This window comes from Acinetobacter sp. XS-4, from assembly GCF_023920705.1.
Taxonomy (GTDB): Bacteria; Pseudomonadota; Gammaproteobacteria; order Pseudomonadales; family Moraxellaceae; genus Acinetobacter.
Genome location: NZ_CP094657.1, coordinates 2,580,755 through 2,601,450 on the forward strand (window position 1 = coordinate 2,580,755; position 20,696 = coordinate 2,601,450).

Annotated in this window: 18 protein-coding genes and 1 pseudogene; 6 read left to right on the plus strand and 13 right to left on the minus strand. The window is 39.3% G+C overall.

What is annotated here, in order from left to right; genetic code table 11:
• Nucleotides 1–52 precede the first annotated feature (52 nt).
• Both MMY79_RS12055 and pobA read right to left on the minus strand, forming a co-directional pair.
• On the minus strand, nt 53–775 hold the full coding sequence (locus MMY79_RS12055; protein ID WP_252608808.1) for a UTRA domain-containing protein: 723 nt from the start codon (nt 773–775) through the stop codon (nt 53–55).
• 176 nt (nt 776–951) lie between these two features.
• Entirely contained in the window at nt 952–2,166 is a 1,215-nt protein-coding gene (gene pobA / locus MMY79_RS12060) for a 4-hydroxybenzoate 3-monooxygenase (RefSeq protein ID WP_252608810.1), read from the minus strand.
• Between the two features lie 141 nt (nt 2,167–2,307).
• Here pobA and pobR point away from each other — a divergent pair, with 141 nt between their 5' ends.
• A complete protein-coding gene (gene pobR / locus MMY79_RS12065; RefSeq protein ID WP_252608812.1) occupies nt 2,308–3,123 on the plus strand; it encodes an IclR family transcriptional regulator PobR in 816 nt (271 codons plus the stop codon).
• 57 nt (nt 3,124–3,180) lie between these two features.
• Here pobR and MMY79_RS12070 read toward each other — a convergent pair whose 3' ends face one another.
• Nucleotides 3,181–3,777 (minus strand): NAD(P)H-dependent oxidoreductase, encoded by a 597-nt coding sequence (locus MMY79_RS12070; RefSeq protein ID WP_252608815.1) that lies wholly within the window; start codon nt 3,775–3,777, stop codon nt 3,181–3,183.
• Between the two features lie 98 nt (nt 3,778–3,875).
• Here MMY79_RS12070 and MMY79_RS12075 point away from each other — a divergent pair, with 98 nt between their 5' ends.
• Nucleotides 3,876–4,787 (plus strand): LysR substrate-binding domain-containing protein, encoded by a 912-nt coding sequence (locus tag MMY79_RS12075; RefSeq protein WP_252608817.1) that lies wholly within the window; start codon nt 3,876–3,878, stop codon nt 4,785–4,787.
• An 86-nt stretch (nt 4,788–4,873) separates the two neighbouring features.
• Here the strand turns inward: MMY79_RS12075 and MMY79_RS12080 are convergent, their stop codons facing one another.
• Nucleotides 4,874–5,425 carry a TetR/AcrR family transcriptional regulator gene (locus MMY79_RS12080; RefSeq protein WP_252608819.1) on the minus strand — a complete coding sequence of 184 codons (552 nt, stop codon included), beginning with the start codon at nt 5,423–5,425 and terminating at the stop codon, nt 4,874–4,876.
• A 415-nt stretch (nt 5,426–5,840) separates the two neighbouring features.
• On the opposite strand from MMY79_RS12080, the gene MMY79_RS12085 reads away from it, so the two are divergent.
• A protein-coding gene (locus tag MMY79_RS12085; RefSeq protein ID WP_252608823.1) for an IS3 family transposase occupies nt 5,841–7,225 on the plus strand; the annotation gives its coding sequence in 2 pieces (ribosomal slippage) (nt 5,841–6,309 and nt 6,309–7,225; 1,386 coding nt in all).
• Between the two features lie 495 nt (nt 7,226–7,720).
• Here the strand turns inward: MMY79_RS12085 and MMY79_RS12090 are convergent.
• From MMY79_RS12090 to MMY79_RS12105, 4 genes and pseudogenes are all read right to left on the minus strand, one after another.
• Nucleotides 7,721–8,278 carry a hypothetical protein gene (locus tag MMY79_RS12090; RefSeq protein ID WP_252608825.1) on the minus strand — a complete coding sequence of 186 codons (558 nt, stop codon included), beginning with the start codon at nt 8,276–8,278 and terminating at the stop codon, nt 7,721–7,723.
• A gap of 56 nt (nt 8,279–8,334) precedes the next feature.
• Nucleotides 8,335–9,120 (minus strand): glycoside hydrolase family 75 protein, encoded by a 786-nt coding sequence (locus MMY79_RS12095; RefSeq protein WP_252608827.1) that lies wholly within the window; start codon nt 9,118–9,120, stop codon nt 8,335–8,337.
• A 323-nt stretch (nt 9,121–9,443) separates the two neighbouring features.
• A pseudogene (locus tag MMY79_RS12100) lies at nt 9,444–9,542 on the minus strand (gamma carbonic anhydrase family protein); the annotation flags it as partial.
• Nucleotides 9,543–9,601: 59 nt separating this feature from the next.
• A complete protein-coding gene (locus MMY79_RS12105) occupies nt 9,602–10,981 on the minus strand; it encodes an L-serine ammonia-lyase (protein WP_252608829.1) in 1,380 nt (459 codons plus the stop codon).
• 450 nt (nt 10,982–11,431) lie between these two features.
• On the opposite strand from MMY79_RS12105, the gene MMY79_RS12110 reads away from it, so the two are divergent.
• The 3 genes from MMY79_RS12110 (at nt 11,432) to abaF (ending at nt 16,176) form a co-directional block, all read left to right on the plus strand.
• Nucleotides 11,432–13,003 carry an APC family permease gene (locus MMY79_RS12110; RefSeq protein ID WP_252608832.1) on the plus strand — a complete coding sequence of 524 codons (1,572 nt, stop codon included), beginning with the start codon at nt 11,432–11,434 and terminating at the stop codon, nt 13,001–13,003.
• 152 nt (nt 13,004–13,155) lie between these two features.
• Nucleotides 13,156–14,736: an aldehyde dehydrogenase (NADP(+)) gene (locus MMY79_RS12115; RefSeq protein ID WP_252608835.1), complete on the plus strand. Its 1,581-nt coding sequence runs from the start codon at nt 13,156–13,158 to the stop codon at nt 14,734–14,736.
• A 150-nt stretch (nt 14,737–14,886) separates the two neighbouring features.
• Nucleotides 14,887–16,176 (plus strand): fosfomycin efflux MFS transporter AbaF, encoded by a 1,290-nt coding sequence (gene abaF / locus MMY79_RS12120; RefSeq protein WP_252608838.1) that lies wholly within the window; start codon nt 14,887–14,889, stop codon nt 16,174–16,176.
• Nucleotides 16,177–16,243: 67 nt separating this feature from the next.
• On the opposite strand, the gene MMY79_RS12125 is transcribed toward abaF, so the two are convergent.
• Genes MMY79_RS12125 through MMY79_RS12145 form a run of 5 tightly spaced genes read right to left on the minus strand, consistent with a single transcriptional unit; the run spans nt 16,244 to nt 20,566 of the window.
• Nucleotides 16,244–16,996 carry an AraC family transcriptional regulator gene (locus MMY79_RS12125; protein ID WP_252608840.1) on the minus strand — a complete coding sequence of 251 codons (753 nt, stop codon included), beginning with the start codon at nt 16,994–16,996 and terminating at the stop codon, nt 16,244–16,246.
• 44 nt (nt 16,997–17,040) lie between these two features.
• Entirely contained in the window at nt 17,041–18,303 is a 1,263-nt protein-coding gene (locus tag MMY79_RS12130) for an FAD/NAD(P)-binding oxidoreductase (RefSeq protein WP_252608842.1), read from the minus strand.
• Nucleotides 18,303–18,533 carry a (2Fe-2S)-binding protein gene (locus tag MMY79_RS12135; protein WP_000615330.1) on the minus strand — a complete coding sequence of 77 codons (231 nt, stop codon included), beginning with the start codon at nt 18,531–18,533 and terminating at the stop codon, nt 18,303–18,305. The genes MMY79_RS12130 and MMY79_RS12135 overlap by 1 nt, the downstream gene beginning before the upstream one ends.
• Nucleotides 18,534–19,637: an FAD-dependent oxidoreductase gene (locus MMY79_RS12140; protein WP_252608846.1), complete on the minus strand. Its 1,104-nt coding sequence runs from the start codon at nt 19,635–19,637 to the stop codon at nt 18,534–18,536.
• Nucleotides 19,634–20,566 (minus strand): 4-hydroxyproline epimerase, encoded by a 933-nt coding sequence (locus MMY79_RS12145; protein ID WP_252608850.1) that lies wholly within the window; start codon nt 20,564–20,566, stop codon nt 19,634–19,636. Before MMY79_RS12145 ends, MMY79_RS12140 begins: the two co-directional genes overlap by 4 nt.
• Nucleotides 20,567–20,696 lie beyond the last annotated feature (130 nt).

Below are 20,696 nucleotides of genomic sequence, written 5' to 3' on the forward strand. Positions count from 1 at the left end.
CAACAGGTTTATATGACAGTTTGATTAATCTGGTTTAAACCAGATTTTATTTTTATGCCCGAGCTTCGAAATGTAAATCTAGAACGTCGTGTAGCCAATATTCTTGGTCAACATCGGTAATCACGCCTTTTTCATTTCTGTTACTACGACAAATATATAAACCGAGTGCACCCACATTCACATGCAGTGCTTTGGCTTGTTGTTCCGACAAAGCCGTTGGATACAGGTTAATATCGGCTCTAGTGATATGGCAGTTATATTGATTTGCCATGAGTAAAGTAATGGATTGTTTGAGATCATGAGTTAAAAACTCAGGAAAAAGCTCGGCGTTCACACGTAAATGTTCAACCAAAACAGGTCGACCATTAATACAACGACGTCGCCAAACTGAATAAATCGGATACCCTTTTTCAACTTTTAAATGCTTGGCATCCCAAGAAGTAGCCGTTGTTAGCTCACTCGAGATCACCTCTGTCGAAGGTTCATAGCCTTGTTCAATCACAAACTGGTTAAAGTTTTTAGTCGATTGAGGATGATAAATAATACGCGGAGAACGAACATACCAACCACGGCGGTCCAAGCGATAAATCAAACCATCAGTTTCCAAAGCCAGTAAAGCTTCACGTGCAGCCACTCGAGTGGTTTGGAATTGTTCCGAAAGCACTCTTTCTGAGGGGAGTTTTGCGTGGGCTTCTAATACGCCAGATTCAATATCATGGGCAATTGCATCGCGGATAGGAATATATTTAGGTATGCGTGCTTGGTCCTGTTCCATACAAACTTAGAATTTATAAATAAAGAAATTAATAGCAATATACTGAAAAAATGTGACAAAAGCTTTTATTAATGCTGATCTTTTAAGCAAAACAATCTCTTAGTCTATTTCTTTCCTCTGAGTTTTTTATATAAAAAAAGAGCATATTCATGCCCTTTTTATTTCTTATCTAGTCTTTAGCTTGCGTGCTTAAAACTATCAATTTGCTTAATCTCATAAGGCAAACCGACATAGTTTTCAGCCAATGTAGTTTTACCCGCAATCGAGCCAAGTACATAACTTAGCTCAGCTTGTTTAATCTTGTGATCAAACTCACTTTCAGTTTCAAAGCGATGTAATAAATGAGTCATCCACCAAGAAAAACGCTCTGCTTTCCATACACGTTGTAAGCATTTCTCTGAATATTGATCAATCCCTTGCTCTGAACCTTCAACATAATATTCAACAAGCGCACTTGATAAATAAGCGATATCAGAGGCAGCGAGATTTAGGCCTTTTGCTCCAGTCGGTGGCACAATATGCGCAGCATCACCTGCTAAAAATAATTTTCCAAAGCGCATTGGTTCGGTCACAAAGCTTCGTAACGGCGCGATACTTTTTTCAATAGAAGGTCCTGTCACTAGCTTTTCGCGGCTTTCAGGGTCTAGGCGTTTTTTTAGCTCATCCCAAAACTTTTCATCTGACCAGTCTTCTACGTGATCTGTTAAAGGAACTTGTAAATAATAACGGCTACGCGTTTCAGAACGCATACTGCATAAAGCAAATCCACGTTCTGACTGTACGTAAATGAGTTCATCGGCTACAGGTGGGACATCGGCCAACACCCCTAACCAGCCAAACGGATAAACTTTTTCAAAGGTCTTAATTTTATCTTCGGGCACGCTGGCACGGCAGACACCGTGGTAGCCATCACAACCAGCAATAAAGTCACACTGAATTTGAAAGGCTTTACCTTGGTACTCAAACTCAACTTTTGGTGCAGTGTAAAAATCTTTCACTTGTACATTTTGAGCTTCATAAAATGAAGTGAGCTGCTCTGCTTCACGCGCAGTCATTAAATCTTTGGTGACTTCAGTCTGACCATATACGGTTACTTGTTTGCCACCCGTGAGTGCAGCCAAATCAACTCGATGTAATTCACCATTGGTTAAGATTTCAATACCCGAATGTGGTAAGCCTTTGTCTTTTAAATTTTGGTCAACACCTGCTTGTTTCAGTAAGTCGACCGAAACTTGCTCTAAAATTCCTGCACGAATCCGTGAAGCCACATATTCAGCACTACGTTGCTCAACAATAATATGGTCGATGCCAGCTTTATATAGAAGTTGCCCAAGCAATAACCCTGCTGGTCCAGATCCAATAATTGCAACCTGCGTCTTTAAAATATCCATAACTTCATCCTTGTTTCATCCTGACTTTTAAATTACTGGCTTTAAGTTTTGTGCACTATGTATCCAAGACGAAAATAACCGTTTATCATTTAGTTTGTCCGAATAGCGGACAGAAACAACCAAAATAACAGGAATGAAAGGATGCCTTCTCTCGATGCTTTTTTAGAGCACCCAAACTCGCATGAGAAAATTCGTCAAGAAGACTACATTGCAGGGTTAGCAAAAGGCTTGGCTTTACTGGAAGCTTTTGGAACAGATCGGCAACGGCTCAATGTCACTCAAGTGGCCGAGCGAACTGGCATTAGTCGTACCGCGGCAAGACGTTATCTTAAAACTTTAAAATATTTAGGCTATTTAGAAACAGACGAACATTACTTTTGGCTTACTCATCGTGTGCTGCGCTTTTCGAGTTCTTATTTAAGCTCTGCCCACCTGCCTAAAGTTGCTCAATCCTTTTTAAATCTTTTGTGTGCGCAGACGTCTCTGACTTTTTCGATTGTGGTGTTAGACGATAACGAAGTCGTGCCAATTGCCCGTAGCTATTTACCGCAGCAAGATAATTTACGTGTCAGCCCTTATGGTATGCATTTAGGAAATCGACTGCCTGCTCATGCAACTTCGACAGGGAAAGTATTGTTGGCAGCACTGCCCGAAGAAGCTCAACATGCATGGGTAAAAACTTACGGATTAAAACGCTTAACCCCATTTACCATTGTAGATGAGTCAAAGTTTTTTGAAGTGCTTAAAGCCATTTCGTTATCGGATTATTGCCTTTCCAAAGAAGAACATGAGCTTGGCGTAATTGCGATTGCTGTGCCTGTTTTTAATGCACAAGGTCAGGCTGTGGCAGCGCTGAACTGCATGTCTCAAACTAATCGTGTACAAGAAGATTACTTAGTTCAGCAAATTTTGCCATTGCTACGCAACACGGCAAATGAACTTAGAAATGTGATTTAAATAGACTTAGAAACTCTTGTTTTCTAATTAGAGGTACAAGAGTTTCGGTTCATGATTTTAAACGGCGAATTCTTTGACTTGCTGATTTGCCAAATCTAATGCATTAGTACGATAGGCTTGCATGTCTAAGCCTTCTGCATAGATAAATTCAATGTCATAAATGCCCATTAGTCCTAACACCGCTTTGAGATAAGGTGTTACTGCTTCAGTTTCTTGACCGACATGAATACCGCCTCGACTACTTAGCACCACCGCTTTTACTCCTTCGACCAAACCTTGAGGGTAAGTTTCGGTGTAGCGGAATGTTTGTCTTGCTCGTGCCACCAAATCAAACCAGTTTTTGAGTTGAGTCGGTACATTTAAATTATACATCGGTGCACCAATCACCAATAAATCAGCACTTTTTAATTCAGCAATTAATTCATCAGATAAGGCAACAATCTGCTGAATGTCTTGATTTATATTTTCAGCCCCACGAAGCGCCTGAAAAATTTCCAGATCTAATACAGGCAGGTTCATTTCAGCTAGATTGCGTATGGTAATATCATCTTGCAAACCTTGGTCTTTTCGATGTTCAAGCATTACATCGATTAGACGATTGGTTTGTGAACTCTCACCCATAATGCTGGATTTTAATACCAAAATTTTAGCCATGACCGTCTCTACATTTTTGATGAAGCCATATTAACTCCATAATAAATTCAACAGTGGTGATATTATTTACTTCTATTGATTCCTTTTAGGCAACAATCATGCAACATGAGTTAAGTGCAATTTCCATATTTGTGACGGTGGTTGAAGCAGGAAGTTTTGTAAAAGCTGCCGAGCAATTGCATTTAACCCGCTCAGCCATTAGTAAAAATATTGCTCGTCTCGAAGATCAGCTTGGAGTTGCTTTATTTAAAAGAACAACACGTTCTCTCAGTATGACTGATGAAGGTGCTTTGTTTTATGAACATAGCCGCCGAGCGTTAAGTGAAATTCAAAATGCAGCAGCTTTATTAGACCAAAGGAAAATTAACGCAACAGGTCGATTGCGAATTTCTGTGCCAGTGCTTTTCGGACAACTCTATGTCGCCCCGCTCATGGTTAAATTTGCTCAACAACATTCGGACTTACAGTTAGAAATTTCATTTAATGATCGGACTGTAGACTTGGTCGAAGACGGTTTTGATTTATGCATCCGAATCGGGGCATTGCCTGACACAACTCAGTTAGTCGCCAAACCGATTGGTCAGCATCGAATGCTGCTTTGCGCCTCACCTGATTATTTAAATGAAGCAGGTCCCGTAAAAAATATTGCAGACTTAGACCATCACGCCACAATTGCCGATCCGCATTTTGGTCAAATGCAAAAATGGCGACTTCAAAAGGAAAATACCGAGCCTTTATTCATTAAACCCAAAGCAAAACTTCTTTTTAATGACTTACAAGCCATTAAAAATGCAGCGCTTTCTGAAGCCGGTATCGCTTGGTTACCCGATTGGCTCATTCAAAATGAATTACAGGATGGTAAGCTTGTACAAGTGTTAGAAAATATGTCGAGCATTGCTTTTCCGATTCATTTGGTATGGCCTACGCTGCCTTTTATGCCACTTAAAACCCGCCTTGCAATCGATTATTTGGCACAGCATTTACCACCTGAGCTGAATAAACAAGTTTAAAGTAAATAAGGCCTTGTGCATTTCATCAAGGTTTTTTTAATACACGAAGCCAAAGTTTATTGCTTATATTCAAACGCTTTGACCTTCTATTTAGCATTAAGAAAACAATTCAGCACCTTTTCCCGATCAACTGCCCCATCTGAGCTTAAAAGCTGAATGATTGTGCCTTCAATCATATATAAAAATAGCTTTGCATCCTGAAAAGTCGCATCGGTTTTTAGTTTTATAAGCTGGCTATAAATTTCATTGATTAGCCATGTTCGATACCTCACCGCGATTTGATAAGCTTTTGAATAGGTCAGTTTAATTTCAAAAATAGCTTTAAATAATAGGTAGTAAAGCCCCTCTAAATCGGTGTGTAAGAAATAGAGTTTCTTGAGTTTATCCTTCACGCTTAAGCCTTGGTGGTACTCAGCAATTGAAACCACTTTTTCTTTTAAGCGCTCTTTCTGCACAGTCAAACAGATTTCAACAAATCGCTCTTTAGAGTGAAAGTAGTTATAAAAAGTCGCTTTTGGAATGTTTGACTCTTTGACGATTCTATCGATCCCAACCGTATGAAATCCGTGATGGTGAAATAAATAAATCGACTTATTTACGACTTGTATGGCTCGGGAGGAAAGCACTAAATTTGGCATCGTTTTACCGTTATAAATTCTTGTTGTTTCTAAATGAGATACTTTTTTGGGGAGAAAAAAAGGCACAGCAAAGCCTATGACGACTGTGCTTGGCACATCTCAAGTTTTGTTGTTCAAATAAGTTTTTTGAGCCGTAACGACTTAAAGCCTGAAAACCTTAGGGCAATCAAGCTGCTTTAAATTTTAAGCTGTGTCGTTATAGTTTTTGGCATTGAGAGCCAAGAAATAATGGATGTGCAAAGCCAACTCCTTTTTATTGGGAGTTCTGCCGACAGGAATAGAAATTATGGTGGCAGAACGAAAGAGGGTTGACAGACTGGTGAAAGATATAACCAGCACACCCGAAGGTGTCCCTCTCCCGTCCTGAACTGCCCCCCATAAGTTAGACTTTTTAAACTTATAAGGTGTGCATCCAATGCCAGTTCCAAAGCATTCAAAAGAGTTAAAACTAAAAGTAATTCAAGCCTACTTAGATGGGAGTAAAGGCTATAAAACTCTTTCCAAAGAGTTTAATGTTGATCTCCAAACTATCAGGTTATGGATTGAAAACTATAAAGCGCAAGGTGAAGATGGTCTCAATGTTAAACTTCAAAAGGCTTATTATTCTCCAGAATTTAAAATCAAGGCTGTACAAATGCTTCTTGATAAGATACCGGTAAGAGAGGTCAGAAGACGGTTAAATCTGAGCGGGACGTCTATTTTAAGAAGATGGTTAGCTCAGTATCATAAAGAAGGGATTGCTGGGTTTAATACTAAACGGACTTATACCAATATGACTAAGCAAGATAAAATCAAAATAGTGAAACCAACAAGAGATGATAAAGAAAAGTCTCAACAAGAACTTATTGATGAACTTACAGCTTTACGCGCAGAGGTCGCTTTTTTAAAAAAGCTAAAAGCCTTAAAACTGAAGCAACGTACTTAAATTCAATTTGTACTGCGGACAGTGTTCAAGTTATTTCGGAATTAAGGCAAATTTATCCATTAAAGCTACTACTCAATATTGCCAAGATAGCCCGTAGTACTTATTTCTACCACATGAAAGCTGCGTGCCCTAATGATAAATATACTGAGTTAAAACAGCAGATTAAATCTATATATCATAAGCATAAAGGATGTTATGGCTATCGTAGAATTACTCTTGCTCTGAAAAGTGCAGGAATAATCATCAACCATAAGTGTGTATATCGCCTCATGAAAACTATGGGGCTTAAATCACGTATCAGAGTACTCAAATATCGATCTTATAAAAGTGGTTGTGTCGGGATGGTGGCCGATAATGTTTTACAACGACAATTTAAAGCAAATCGTCCCAATCAGAAATGGGCAACTGATGTAACGGAATTTAATGTGAATGGTGAAAAACTTTACCTCTCTCCAATCATAGATTTATTTAATGGGGAAATTATTACCTTCCGAATCCAACGCAAACTCAATTATGAGTTAGTAAAAGAGATGCTCATTCATGCTTTGGCTAAACTTAAGCGACATGAAAAGCCAATTCTCCATTCAGATCAAGGATGGCAATATCAAATGGCTCATTACCAGCAGCAATTAAAGCAACATGGCTTAATTCAAAGTATGTCTCGCAAGGGAAATTGCTTAGATAATGCCGTAATAGAAAGCTTCTTTGGAATATTAAAATCGGAGTGCTTTCATGGTGAAAAATTTCAATCAATTGATGAATTAGAGAAAACCATACAAACGTACATTCATTATTATAATCATGAGAGAATCAAGGTGAAGTTACAAGGTTTATCCCCTGTACAATATAGAAACCAGTTTTTAAAAACTGCTTAATTAACTGTCCAACTTTATGGGGTCAGTTCATCCTACCGCTACGGGAGGAGACTAGGAGTTTACACATAAGAGTATCCCTCAGACGGAATAACTCTGATGCGATCTTTCATTCAGCCTGTCAAAGCCGGCTGGCAATGTAGGCCAGCAGGCAAAGGATAAGCTTCACATTTATTGCAGTCAAGCACACAAAATGCCATTTGATTTAAATTAAATCATTAGAAAAGTAAGGCTAAATAATTTAGTTTTATTATTAAAATTTGGTTTATAATATATTTATATAAAGCTAAGCTTACATTATCCGACGATATAAAGAATATTTTTTCAAAAAAGTTAAAAATGATTTCATATTCCTTAAATTTTTAAAATCACAAATACTGCTTACTGATATATAAATTTGATTATAGAAATTTATCCAATAATAATGATTCCACAATATTTTTATACAGCCACATTAAAAATGGGCTACTATATTTTTAATAGCCCATTCTAAAATAATTATGGTTGTGTTGTTTGATTATGGCTATTTAGCGAAGTAGCAGCCTTGATGGCTTCACTCATTAACTCTTTGACAGCGCCTTGGTCTAAATGTCCTGCTCCTGCTTCCATGCAGATATGAAATAAAGCAACATTCAAGAAAGAGGTATTCACATTATCACGACCACTAAGTTTGGTAAGGCTTTCAATAGTTTTTAATGTTTGAGTAAGTTCCGCTCCGCTCAACTTTCCTGTCAGTTCACCAAGCTTGGCTGTTAAAGCATTTTCTACACTACGAGACTTCGCTACATCTGCGTTAACAATACAAGCGGATGGCACTCCTAGCCCATTTGTTGGATTTTTAAATACATATGCAGCATTACTGTCAGTTGTCCAAGCGTAAATTTTATCTGGTTGGTTTTGGCTTTCCACCGCATTCAATGACACAAAACTTATAGATGGTTTATTAGGTCCATATTTAAGCTCCCAAAAGGATGTACAACCTGATGTCACAGCGATTGTCATAATACAAAATAGCCCACCAAACAACTTCATATTTACAGCATTTAATTGATACATAAGAAATATCCTTATATAACATCAACTATTACAAACTCTTAAATACAGAATTGTAATTATTGAGAACACTTTTTAAGCTGATTAATACCGCCAAACTCTTTTAATACAACAGCGCCTTTTTGTTGAATGTTGTTGTACCAAGTCTGAGTTTCAGCTATTGGTGGCACTACAGTCTGAGGAAAGACAACTGTCAGCACTGGGTCATCAATACGAGATTTAGCTCGACTAACGTCATTGCGTATTTTAATGGGATTACTTCCTAAATCCTCATGTAACTTAATTGATGCTTCACCTAATCCACCTCCGTCTGCAAATACACCGAATGCATATTTATTTGTTTTCGCACGATAAACTAAAGCTACTGTTCCTGGTTTTATACTGTATTTCTTAACGAATTGTGAATTAAGTACAACATAAGGAATTTTTGTTGCGTCAACAAAATGTCGTTGAGTTTCTTTTGGTGTATTAGGAATCGTTACCGACGTTTGGCTTATATAGGCTTTTTTAGGAAATGGATCACCATCTTGTTGAATTAATGGTTTATTTTTTTTATCAGTCATAAAACCAAATATAGCTACTTGGCTATAATCATTGGTTTTCTGCGCACGTGCCCACGCAACGTTACATTTTTCTTGCCAATTATTTGGATTTGATTTTGGTGTAATTCTTTTTCCATTCTCTAGAGCAACTACACCATCACATGTATAAGATAACCCTTTTCCATCTACAAAATAAGAATTGGGTGCACCATCAGCATCGATATTCAATACGCTTGACTTGAATAGAACAGCACTACCGACATTCCAAGGTTGCCCAGAACCAGATGAATTACCACAGGCCATGTCTTTTGCCGTAGTCAGTGTTGATAAACAAGTAATCGTAATTATTACAAAACTTTTATGCATTTCTATGTACTCCATATATTTATTATAAAATACTCATTATGGCCCCTTATCTTTATTTTTTTAAATTATATACCCATAAAACTAAAACAATTAATATAAAAAAAACTATTAAAAATTTTAAAATCCACAAGACTAATTAAATTAACTAAAAAAACATCACATTAAAACCTAAAAAACAAAAAAGATCTAATTTAAGTCTTATAGATTATTAAGATTCGGGAAAATAGCCATTAAACACTATCTTGATTAATCTGTTAGTTTTAAGAACTAAAGTCTTTATAGGTAAGGTGGTCTTCTATTTCTAATGTTAAAGTCTGAACTTCTTGCATTGAGTTTAAACATCGCTGTGCAAGTTCAATTCTGGCTCGCGCGGCTTAATGTTTAAAATATGATGGGGCACCTCGCCCCATCTCATTTTTTAGCACTCAATGGCATTCACAGCGAGGCCACCTTTTGAAGTTTCTTTATATTTCTCAGACATATCTTTGCCAGTTTCTTTCATGGTCTGAATGACTTTATCGAGCGTCACAAAATGCTCACCTTCATCATGAAGCGCCATTTGCGCAGCATTAATGGCTTTTACGGCTGCAATTGCATTTCGCTCAATGCACGGCACCTGAACCAAACCACCAATCGGGTCACACGTTAAACCTAAGTTATGTTCAAGGCCAATTTCAGCTGCATGTTCCACTTGTTCAGGTGATGCACCTAAAATCTCGGCTAAACCAGTCGAAGCCATCGCACAAGCTGAGCCTACTTCGCCCTGACATCCCACTTCTGCACCAGAAATAGATGCATTGAGCTTACATAAAATGCCGACTGCTGCTGCACTTAGAAAAAAGCGAACTACTTTGTCTTCAGAAAAATCTTTAGAAAAAGTCACGTAGTAATATAAGACCGCTGGAATAATTCCAGCTGCCCCATTTGTGGGCGCAGTCACTACTCGGCCGCCAGCGGCATTTTCTTCATTTACTGCTAAAGCAAATAAATTGACCCACTCCATGGCATGAAAAGTCGTCACAATCAGGTTTGAATTTTTCTTATTTAATAATTTATCGTGAATTTTTTTAGCCCGACGTTTTACGTTTAATCCGCCCGGTAATATTCCTTCATTAATTAATCCATTATGAATGCACTGCTGCATCACTTTCCAGATATCCATAATTTTGGTGCGAATCTCACTTTCACTACGCCAGCTTTTCTCATTTTCAAGCATTAACTCACTGATTGATAAACGATGAGTTTTACATAAGCTTAAAAGTTCAGCTGCACTGTGAAATGGATATGGAACCTTAACATCACTGGTTTCAGATTGGGTTTGTGTTAATTGTCTTTGACTAACAATAAAACCGCCACCAATCGAGTAATAGGTTTCTTCATATAAGATTTCTTGAACCTCGTTATACGCAATCAACTCCATTGCATTTGGGTGATAAGGCAAAGATTCATCTAAAAAAAGCACATCACGTTTATAGTCAAAAGAAATATTCTTTTGCTGATTAAGCTGGATGGCATTATTTTCAAGAACATCTTCAATCAAGCTTGTAGTTACTTGAGTATCGATATGTTCAGGGTCAAAGCCCATTAAGCCTAACAGAATAGCCTTGTCTGTCGCATGACCAACACCAGTTGCTGCAAGCGAACCATATAACTTAATCTGAACTCTAACCGTGTTTTGTAGATCATTTTTTTTCAATAAATCACCCACAAAACTGTATGCCGCTCGCATTGGTCCAACTGTATGGGAGCTAGATGGACCAATACCAATTTTAAAAAGATCAAATACACTAATAAACACGGGGTCCTACCTTCAATTCATTATTATTCGTATGTTCGTCGTTATTGTGTCCTTTCGGATATTCCTAAAATTATCATTAAGCTGCCCATAAAGCACTGAAAATAAATGGGTCATCGCCTAAAAACAACACAATCAATTTCTAACTCAATATTTTCCAAAAAATGGAATTTTCCATTAATTTAAATGGTAAATTATCCAACAAATATTTAAGAATTGTTCTTTTTAACAAATAAAATAACGAACCTTTGCCAATTTTTTATAAAAAAAATTTGGTTTTTAAGCTATTCACTTGGAATTTAAATTATTTAAATAAAATTAAAAACAATAACTTACACAATATTTAGATCATTCTTCGCCAATAAATAGAATAAAAATGCCCCTATTTACCAATAACCATATATCGTATACGATATATGAAAGAACAATAGTTCTGTCGTTAAGGAAAACGTAATGACAAGTCAGTTTAAAAAGCAGTTATCTCTAATGGATCTTACATTCATTGGCTTAGGCGCCATTTTCGGTTCTGGATGGTTATTTTCAGCAAGTCATGTGGCCTCTCAAGCCGGCCCTGCGGGTATATTGTCATGGATTATTGGGGGCTTTGCCGTTTTAATTCTGGGAATTATTTATTGTGAGTTAGGTGCAGCCTTACCACGAGCAGGCGGTATTATCCGTTATCCCGTATTTTCACATGGTCCTTTACAAGGATATTTACTTGGTTCTGTGACCGTCATTGCCTTTTCAAGTTTAATTGCAATTGAAGTCGTCGCTGCCCGTGAATATGCAGCGGCATGGTTCCCTTCACTTACAGAAATACACGATGGCGTTCGGTCTCCAACCACGATTGGATGGTTGTTTCAGTTTGCACTTTTATGCGTATTTTTTGCTTTGAATTATTACAGCGTAAAAACCTTTGCAATTGCCAACAACCTCATCAGTGCATTGAAGTTTGCGGTTCCAGTTTTAGTGATGGTTGCGCTTCTATACCACTTTAAACCGGCAAACTTTTCAATGACCGAGTTTGCCCCAATGGGTGCTCACGGCGTACAAGGTGCCGTATCTGCTGGCGGTATTATTTTTGCGTACTTAGGTTTAACGCCGATTATTTCGGTAGCCAGTGAAGTAAAACGTCCTCAATTTACTATTCCTTTTGCACTCATCTTATCTGTCGTTTTAGCAACGATTATTTATGTCGTGCTGCAAGTTGCTTTCTTGGGTGCTGTACCGACCGATATGTTAGCAAATGGTTGGTCAGGACTCAGTGACAAGTTCCCATTACCTTATCGCGACATTGCCATGTTATTAGGTTTGGGATGGTTAGCGCTTTTAGTTGTTTCAGACGCTATTATCTCTCCGTCTGGCTGCGGCAATATCTATATGGCTGCAACTCCACGTGTCATTTATGCATGGTCGAACAGTAATACGTTCTTCCGTATTTTTACTCGTGTAGATCCAAAATCAGGCATTCCACGTTATGCATTATGGTTAACATTTGCACTTTCTGTATTTTGGACTATGCCGTTTCCATCTTGGGATAAATTAATTTCTGTAGTTTCGGCAGCGTTAGTTTTAAGTTATGCCCTAGCTCCTGTCACAGTGGGTGCCTTACGTCGTAATGCTCCTGAGCTTGAACGTCCATTCTATGTAAAAGGCTTTACTGTTCTTGGCCCACTTGCCTTCGTGATTGCTTCTTTTATTGTCTATTGGTCTGGCTGGAATGTCATTTCATGGTTATTAGGTGCACAAATTGTATTGTTTGCACTCTATGTCATTTTTAAACGCTATGTGCCAACCCAAGAAGTCAGCCTAGCTCAACAATTAAAGTCATCAGCTTGGCTTCTTGTTTACTACATTTTAATGATTATTGTTTCTTACCTTGGCAGCTTTGGTGATGGTGCATCACACCTATTGGCAGCTCCGTTTGACACACTTTTAGTTATGGTGATTTCTCTTGGTTGTTACTACTGGGGAATAAATTCAGGTTTACCAAAAGCACTCATTAAAAATGATGATGAAGCTTAGCGATCACTTGCTTAAACACATATAGGTTGGAGTTTTCTTTTGACTAATAACGTATACAAAATACTATATTTTCGAAAGTAAAACCTAGGCTTTGATAATTCTCCAACGTCAGAAGAACTACTTTTGACGTTCACTCTAAAGTGAGATTGATAATGTTAAATATTACTGGTCAAAATTTTATTGCAGGTCAACGTTCAAGTTCGGGCAGTAAATTTGTCTTAAGTTATGATGCTGCAACAGATGAAGCATTACCCTATCAATTTGCTCAAGCCACTCCTGAAGAAATTGATCAGGCAGCTCAAGCAGCTGCATTGGCCTATCCAGCTTTTAGACAAACCACACCAGAACAGCGCGCTGTTTTTCTAGAAACAATTGCCAGTGAAATTGATGCGCTTGATGACCAGTTTATTGCCACTGTCTGTCAAGAAACTGCTTTACCTGAAGCTCGCATTCGCGGTGAACGTGGGCGAACTACTGGCCAATTACGTCTGTTTGCTCAAGTATTACGCCGTGGTGATTATTTAGGTGCCCGTATTGATTTGGCTTTACCTGAGCGTCAACCACTTCCACGTCCAGATTTACGTCAATATAAAATCGGTGTTGGGCCAGTGGCGGTATTTGGTGCAAGTAATTTCCCACTTGCCTTTTCTACTGCTGGTGGCGATACCGCTTCAGCACTTGCGGCTGGATGTCCTGTCATTGTGAAGGCACATAGCGGCCACATGGCAACTGCCGAATCAATTGCAAATGCCATTTGTAGTGCAATTGAGAAATGCGCTATGCCAAAAGGCATCTTTAGCATGATTTATGGTCAAGGTGTTGGTGAACCACTGGTAAAACACCCCGCAATTAAAGCAGTTGGATTTACAGGTTCACTCAAAGGTGGCCGTGCCCTCTGCGATTTAGCTGCTGCACGCCCTGAGCCAATTCCTGTTTTTGCCGAAATGTCGAGCATTAACCCAATGGTTTTATTACCCGAAGCTCTAAAAGTGCGTGGTGATAAAATTGCAGCCGAACTTAGTGGTTCAGTGGTTTTAGGTTGCGGTCAGTTCTGTACCAATCCGGGTTTAATTATTGGAATTAAATCAACTGAATTTAGCCAATTTCTTGAGCAGTTCACGGCTGCAATGGCTCAGCAGCCACCACAAACCATGCTTAACAAAAGCACTTTAAGAAGCTATGAACATGGCCTTAAAGCATTACTCGCACATGACAAAATTGAGCATTTAGCGGGTCAACCACAACAAGGCCACCAAGCCTATCCTCAGCTCTTTAAAGCTGATGTATCTCTTTTACTAGAGCAGGATGAATTACTTCAAGAAGAAGTATTCGGCCCAACTACAATTGTGATTGAAGTTGAATCTGCAGAGCAGCTTGCTCTAGCGTTAAGCGGTCTGCGTGGCCAACTTACCGCATCATTAATTGCAGAGCCGCAAGATTTTGAGAACTTCTCCTCCATTATTCCATTACTCGAAGAAAAGGCAGGACGTTTACTTCTAAATGGTTATCCAACAGGTGTTGAAGTCTGTGATGCCATGGTACACGGCGGGCCTTTCCCTGCAACTTCAGATGCACGTGGTACATCGGTAGGAACATTAGCAATCGAGCGTTATTTACGACCAGTATGCTATCAAAACTATCCAGATCACTTATTACCACTTGCCCTTCAAAATGCCAATCCGCTTGGTATTGAACGCTTAGTGAATGGTGAAATGAGTAAAGCTGCTCTTTAACATTTTTGAAGGAGTTTATCTCAATGATGAACTCCTTTTTTTAGATCAAAGCCTCACCGCACATTATTTCAATAAAAAAGTGCAAAAAATGAATAGCAAGATGCTCAAACAAATCAATGCGTAACATATTTTAAATAAGGATATTGGTATATGACGACAACATTAAAAAAGGTAGTCGCGGCCTCTATGGTCGGCTCCGTAGCTGAATGGTATGAATTTTTCCTGTATGGAACTGCTTCTGCCCTTGTCTTTGGCGAACTTTTCTTTCAACAAACGGGCAACGCTATAGATGGTATTTTGGCGGCCTTTGCCCTCTATGCCGTTGGCTTTTTAGCAAGACCGATTGGTGGCCTCGTATTTGGCCATTACGGCGATAAAATTGGACGTAAGAAATTATTGCAAATTAGCCTGATTATTGTCGGTATAACTACTTTTTTGATGGGCTGTATTCCGACCTTCCATCAAATTGGCTATTGGGCACCTACACTATTGGTTATGCTGCGTTTAATTCAAGGCTTTGCTTTTGGTGGTGAATGGGGCGGCGCAGTTATTTTGGTTTCAGAGCACAGTCCAGATGATCGCAGAGGCTATTGGGCAAGCTGGCCACAAACTGGTGTACCGCTCGGCAATTTAGTAGCCACACTGGTTTTATTACTACTTTCAAAAAACCTCTCACCCGAACAATTCCTAGATTGGGGATGGCGCTGTGCATTCTGGTTTTCGGCAGTCGTGGTACTGATTGGTTTATGGATTCGAAAAAATGTAGACGATGCCGAGGTATTTAAAGAAGCACAGGCCAAACAACAGCTTCTTGAAAAGCAACAACTCGGGATTATTGAAGTTTTAAAATATCATAAGAAATCTGTTATTGCGGGTATCGGTGCCCGATTCGCAGAAAACATTTTGTATTATATGGTGGTTACTTTTTCGATCAGTTATTTAAAGTTGGTCGTCCATAAAGATACTTCGCAGATCTTACTGCTTATGTTCGGCGCTCACCTGATCCATTTCTTTATTATTCCTTTTATGGGGCATTTAAGCGATATATTTGGCCGCAAACCTATTTACCTTATTGGAGCTGTACTCACTGCATTTTGGGGCTTTGTCGGCTTTCCGTTAATGGATACAGGCAATAACTGGCTCATCATGTTAGCGATTGTGCTCGGTCTATTTATTGAATCGATGACCTACTCGCCTTACTCTGCGTTAATGACTGAGTTATTTCCAACTCACATTCGCTATACGGCGCTTTCATTTTGTTATCAAGTCGCACCCATTATGGCAGGTTCACTCGCTCCATTAATTGCCTTGACCTTACTCAAAGAATTTAATAGTTCGGTTCCAATTTCTTTATATTTAGTTGCCGCAAGTCTGATATCTATAGTCTCGATTTTGCTGGTAAAAGAAACCAAAGGCCGATCATTGGCTTTTAAAGATTAATCGTTAAAATATAAATTAAGAGCTTAATAATGATTTTGGGTTGTTCTATACAGCCCAATTTTTTTATCTAAATATTTTTGGTAGAGGCACGATACAAGGTAGGTGACATGCCTGTATGCAACTTAAACTGACGACAAAAAGCACTATGATCGGTATAACCACAGCGTAAACCAATTTGAGTAATCGGTAAGTCAGTCGCAAGCAGTTCAGTGGCGACCTGAAGACGAATTTTGCTAATCATTTGCCGCGGCGTTAAATGGTATATTTTTTTGCAATAGCGTTCTAACTGAGCCACCGACACACCAGCAATTGCGGTCAAGTGTGCCAACGTAATCGTTTCGGCATAATTCTTTTTAATATATTCCTCAACCTGAACCATTTTATAAAAAGCAGGGTGTGTATTTTCAGGTACATTTAAATCATTAGAAATACCCGCTATTCCTACTAGATTTCCATCCGCATCAAATAAAGGTTCTTTATAAGTCAAACACCAGCCCGACTGGTTCTTTGCATATAAATGCAGTTCTAATTGCTCTGTTAACTTTTTACCACGACGAATTACTTGTAGATCTTGAGATGTATATATTTTTCCAAGAGAGTGAGGAAAGACTTCTTCCGAGGTCTTTCCAAGTAACGCAGTTTTATCTTTTAGACCACAGCGATTTACTAATGTTTGATTAACAAAGACATAGCGTGCTTCAGTATTTTTGATGAAAAATACCACCGAAGATAAAGCATCAAATAATGGTTCAATACTTTCCAGATTTTTTAAGAAATCTTCCAAAGTTGTGGTTAGTTTCGGAATTTGAACCAAAGTCATGAGCTAGAGCGGGCAAAGTAATAACTTGTCTACTCTAGAACATTTCATTTTTGATTTAAAGGAGAAGTAGACATCGCCATAAGGCTTTTTACACGGGTAGGAAGTAATGGCGGTCGAGAGTTAGGTAGCTGCCAATCAAATAGGCAGGCGGCAGCTGTTGCACAAGTGCTTCCCTGACATGCGCCCATTCCACAACGTGTATGTAATTTTGCATCAATCCAATTACTACGCTCGGCAACCTTATCAAAAGTCACATCTTCACATCGACAAAAAATAGTTTCTGGACGAGCAAGCGTTTTTAACTCAGCACGCAATTTGAAGCTTTTCTCAAGCAAATGTGCAAATAATCGATACCGTTGTCTGTGAGCAAATAATTGACTGGCTTTTTCATTTTGGCCTATAGCTGCATAACCTGCGATGCTACCTTCAACCATCGCCAGCTCACTTCCGCCAAAACCTGTACACTCACCTGCTGCCCAAACCTGCGGCTGTGATGTACGTTGATAGTCATCGACCACAATCGCATTGTCCTTAATTTGACAACCCATTAACTGCCCTAATTGAGTATTCGGTACTAAACCAAACCCACAAGCGAGTCGATCACACTCAATTTCAACAATTCCTTTCGGTGTTTGTAGTCTTACTCGTTCAAGACGCTCCTGACCAATCGCTTCAATCACATAACTGTCAGGTTGATATAAACGATAAGGTAAAGATAACGCCTGTATTATTTTTGCAGGCCAGCGCCAAAGTTGTAGTGCAAATTTACGAACGGAAGATGAAGGTGCCTGTTCAGCAACATAGAGAACTTGAGCTTCTGCTTTTTTCGCAGTGTCCGCACTTGCTAAGAGTAATGGTCCAGATCCTGCAATCACAACACGTTCATTTTTAACAGGTGTACCTGCTTTAATTAAAGCTTGTAAACCACCTGCACCCGTTACTCCAGATAAGGTCCACCCGGGAAAAGGTAAAAATAGTTCTCTTGCCCCCGTACACAATATAAGCTGACGATAAGACAAATTTAGGCTGTCATGAGATCGCTCAACGAGCAATTGGCCTACAAAAGGTGCAGCGACAATCTTGGCACCAAATATAAATTCAATATTAGGATGAGCATCAATTTGTTGATATTTCTGCTGCGCCATTTCAGGTACAGGAAAAATCGGTCCAGCGCGCCAGATTTGACCACCCGCCTGTGGGTTGTTATCCAATATTAAAATTCGCCCACCACTCTCGGCGGCTGCAATAGCAGCTGACAACCCCGCAGGGCCTGCCCCTACAACTACCACATCGTATTGTTTTTCCATTATTGTGTTTCCACCTTCATGTCTTGCTGGCACAGCGTCTGACAAGCAAGCACTCTGAGTCCATTAATATTGACACGGCATTCCTGACAAACTCCCATTCCACAAAATGGAGTACGTTTTTCACCACAAACAGATAGACGACTGTAAGACTTTGCTTGTGCTAAAGCAGCAGCAACACTGGTGCCCTCAATCACAGAAACTGATTGTCCGTTAATAAAAAGCTGAATCATCTATGCAGCTCCTATAAAACGATGTGGTAAAAAAGGTTCAGGATCTATATCAAAAGTTAATCCACACACATGGGAAGCAATAAGTCTTGCTGTACCTGTCGCAGTGGTTACACCTAGTCCTTCATGACCAACCGCTAAATAAACCGATTGAAATGCAGGATGTCGTCCAATAACAGGAATGCAATCCGGAGTAGCTGCACGAAAACCAGTCCATGCCCGAATAACATTAAGATCAGCCAAAGCTGGAAAATAATCAGCAGCCTCTTTAAGCACACGCGTAAACACTTCTGGCTCTACGGTCGGATCAACCGTATTGAACTGACGAGATGACCCAATAAAAAGTTGACCTGTCGGTCTAGGTTGAATATTACAAGCGACCGAAATTCCACTTGTCGCTTGAGTGCTGGCCGCATAAGCTAAAGCCACTAACGTATGTTTTACATTTAATCCAGGATAACGATCGGTAATAGCCAGATGACCTTTTTTAGGTTCAATCGGTAACTCTGGAAAAAAATCTGTCGCATGAATGCCGTTAGCCAAAACAATATGTGCTGCTTCGAGCCATGTTCCATCACTTAACTGAACCCGATTTTCTTCAATATGAATAACTTTAGCTTGTTGAAACTGAATCTTTTGTGGGAATTGTTTTAACAACCATTCAGCAGCACAGGGTGCATATAAAATGCCATCATCAAAAACTTCTAATCCACCGTAAAGACCGTGCTTTAAGTGAGGTTCAAGCTGACGAACTTCATCTGCGTTTCGAAGTTGGCAACGGACGCCTTGTGCAGTGAGACGTTGATATTTTTCTTCGGCAATCTGCATTTCTTCTGAGCTACTTGCCAGCCATAAAGTTGGTGTTTGGCGATACGCGCATTCTTCCGAAAGCTCGTGCCCTAATTCATGCCATAACTGAACTGACCAATGACTAAGTTTTAATTCGGCTTCCAAGTCATCCATAATGACCAAATGCCCCATGCCCGCAGCTGTTGCACCACCGATACGAGCATCTAAAACTTGCACATTTAACCCTTGTCGGGCTAACTCATAAGCACATGCCGCACCTACAATGCCTGCCCCAATGACGATGGCATCGGTTCTCATAGCTGAATACCCCAAGCAAATGGGTCATTTTCATCCATAAATAAAGTTGCTTCGGCACTCATGTAAGCTTCACCACGAATGGTTGGAATAACATATTCCCCTGCTTGCTCATACGAGGCAATAAACTGGCTACCGATAATGCTGGCTTGTTTCCATAACTTTCCTGGTTCAAGTTTGCCATCTGCAGCTAAGCAAGCAATTTTTGCACTGGTTCCAGTTCCACATGGTGAACGGTCATATGCCTTGCCCGGGCAAAGTACAAAATTTTTACTGTCCGCTTCAGTGTCACTTGCAAATAATTCAATATGGTCAATTTCTTGTCCATCTTTACCAGTTATTCCTTGTGCCGTAAGCGCTTGTCTGACTGTCCACGCATAGTCAGTCAGTTGATCTAAATTATCACTTGCAACACGTTGACCATGGTCATTAATCAAGAAGAACCAGTTACCACCCCATGCAATATCACCAGTAACTTTTCCATATTTTTCAACATCAACTTCGACCGCTTTTTTATAACGATATGCTGGTACATTTCTCACGCTAACTGAATGATCTTCATGCAATGTCGCCTCAACATCACCCACTGGTGTTTCAATTAAATGCGTACCTACTTGTATTTTCCCCAAGTGTGCTAACGAAGCGACTACACCAATCGTGCCATGACCACACATGCCTAGATAACCTGTGTTATTAAAGAAAATTACGCCTGCACTCGCTTTAGGATTCACTGGTTTACACAATAATGCTCCAACCAAAACATCATTACCGCGCGGCTCTAACATAGTTGCTCTACGGAAATGGTCATATTGTTCTGATAATATTTTTCGACGGCTTTCCATGTCTCCTGTACCTAAATCAGGAAAACCTTCAAGCACTAATCGTGTTGGTTCACCACCAGTATGAGAGTCCAAAATTTTTACTGTTTTCATAGAAGTATCCTTACATTTTTTTCTAGGATGACTGATCTCAAAACAGCAAGCTTGATCGTTTTCTTATGAATCGATGACGAAATCAGCATAGTGAAAACTTGCTTCACCTAAACTAAAGACAAAAAAATTA

What these genes read in the sequence shown, in the direction of transcription:
- MMY79_RS12135 (WP_000615330.1), bottom strand. Translation starts at nt 18,533, where the DNA reads ATGATTCAGCTTTTTATTAACGGACAATCAGTTTCTGTGATTGAGGGC.
- pobA (WP_252608810.1), bottom strand. Translation starts at nt 2,166, where the DNA reads ATGGATATTTTAAAGACGCAGGTTGCAATTATTGGATCTGGACCAGCA.
- MMY79_RS12080 (WP_252608819.1), bottom strand. Translation starts at nt 5,425, where the DNA reads ATGCCAAATTTAGTGCTTTCCTCCCGAGCCATACAAGTCGTAAATAAG.
- MMY79_RS12140 (WP_252608846.1), bottom strand. Translation starts at nt 19,637, where the DNA reads ATGAGAACCGATGCCATCGTCATTGGGGCAGGCATTGTAGGTGCGGCA.
- MMY79_RS12095 (WP_252608827.1), bottom strand. Translation starts at nt 9,120, where the DNA reads ATGGCCTGTGGTAATTCATCTGGTTCTGGGCAACCTTGGAATGTCGGT.
- MMY79_RS12145 (WP_252608850.1), bottom strand. Translation starts at nt 20,566, where the DNA reads ATGAAAACAGTAAAAATTTTGGACTCTCATACTGGTGGTGAACCAACA.
- MMY79_RS12110 (WP_252608832.1), top strand. Translation starts at nt 11,432, where the DNA reads ATGACAAGTCAGTTTAAAAAGCAGTTATCTCTAATGGATCTTACATTC.
- MMY79_RS12070 (WP_252608815.1), bottom strand. Translation starts at nt 3,777, where the DNA reads ATGGCTAAAATTTTGGTATTAAAATCCAGCATTATGGGTGAGAGTTCA.
- pobR (WP_252608812.1), top strand. Translation starts at nt 2,308, where the DNA reads ATGCCTTCTCTCGATGCTTTTTTAGAGCACCCAAACTCGCATGAGAAA.
- abaF (WP_252608838.1), top strand. Translation starts at nt 14,887, where the DNA reads ATGACGACAACATTAAAAAAGGTAGTCGCGGCCTCTATGGTCGGCTCC.
- MMY79_RS12075 (WP_252608817.1), top strand. Translation starts at nt 3,876, where the DNA reads ATGCAACATGAGTTAAGTGCAATTTCCATATTTGTGACGGTGGTTGAA.
- MMY79_RS12115 (WP_252608835.1), top strand. Translation starts at nt 13,156, where the DNA reads ATGTTAAATATTACTGGTCAAAATTTTATTGCAGGTCAACGTTCAAGT.
- MMY79_RS12130 (WP_252608842.1), bottom strand. Translation starts at nt 18,303, where the DNA reads ATGGAAAAACAATACGATGTGGTAGTTGTAGGGGCAGGCCCTGCGGGG.
- MMY79_RS12055 (WP_252608808.1), bottom strand. Translation starts at nt 775, where the DNA reads ATGGAACAGGACCAAGCACGCATACCTAAATATATTCCTATCCGCGAT.
- MMY79_RS12125 (WP_252608840.1), bottom strand. Translation starts at nt 16,996, where the DNA reads ATGACTTTGGTTCAAATTCCGAAACTAACCACAACTTTGGAAGATTTC.
- MMY79_RS12090 (WP_252608825.1), bottom strand. Translation starts at nt 8,278, where the DNA reads ATGTATCAATTAAATGCTGTAAATATGAAGTTGTTTGGTGGGCTATTT.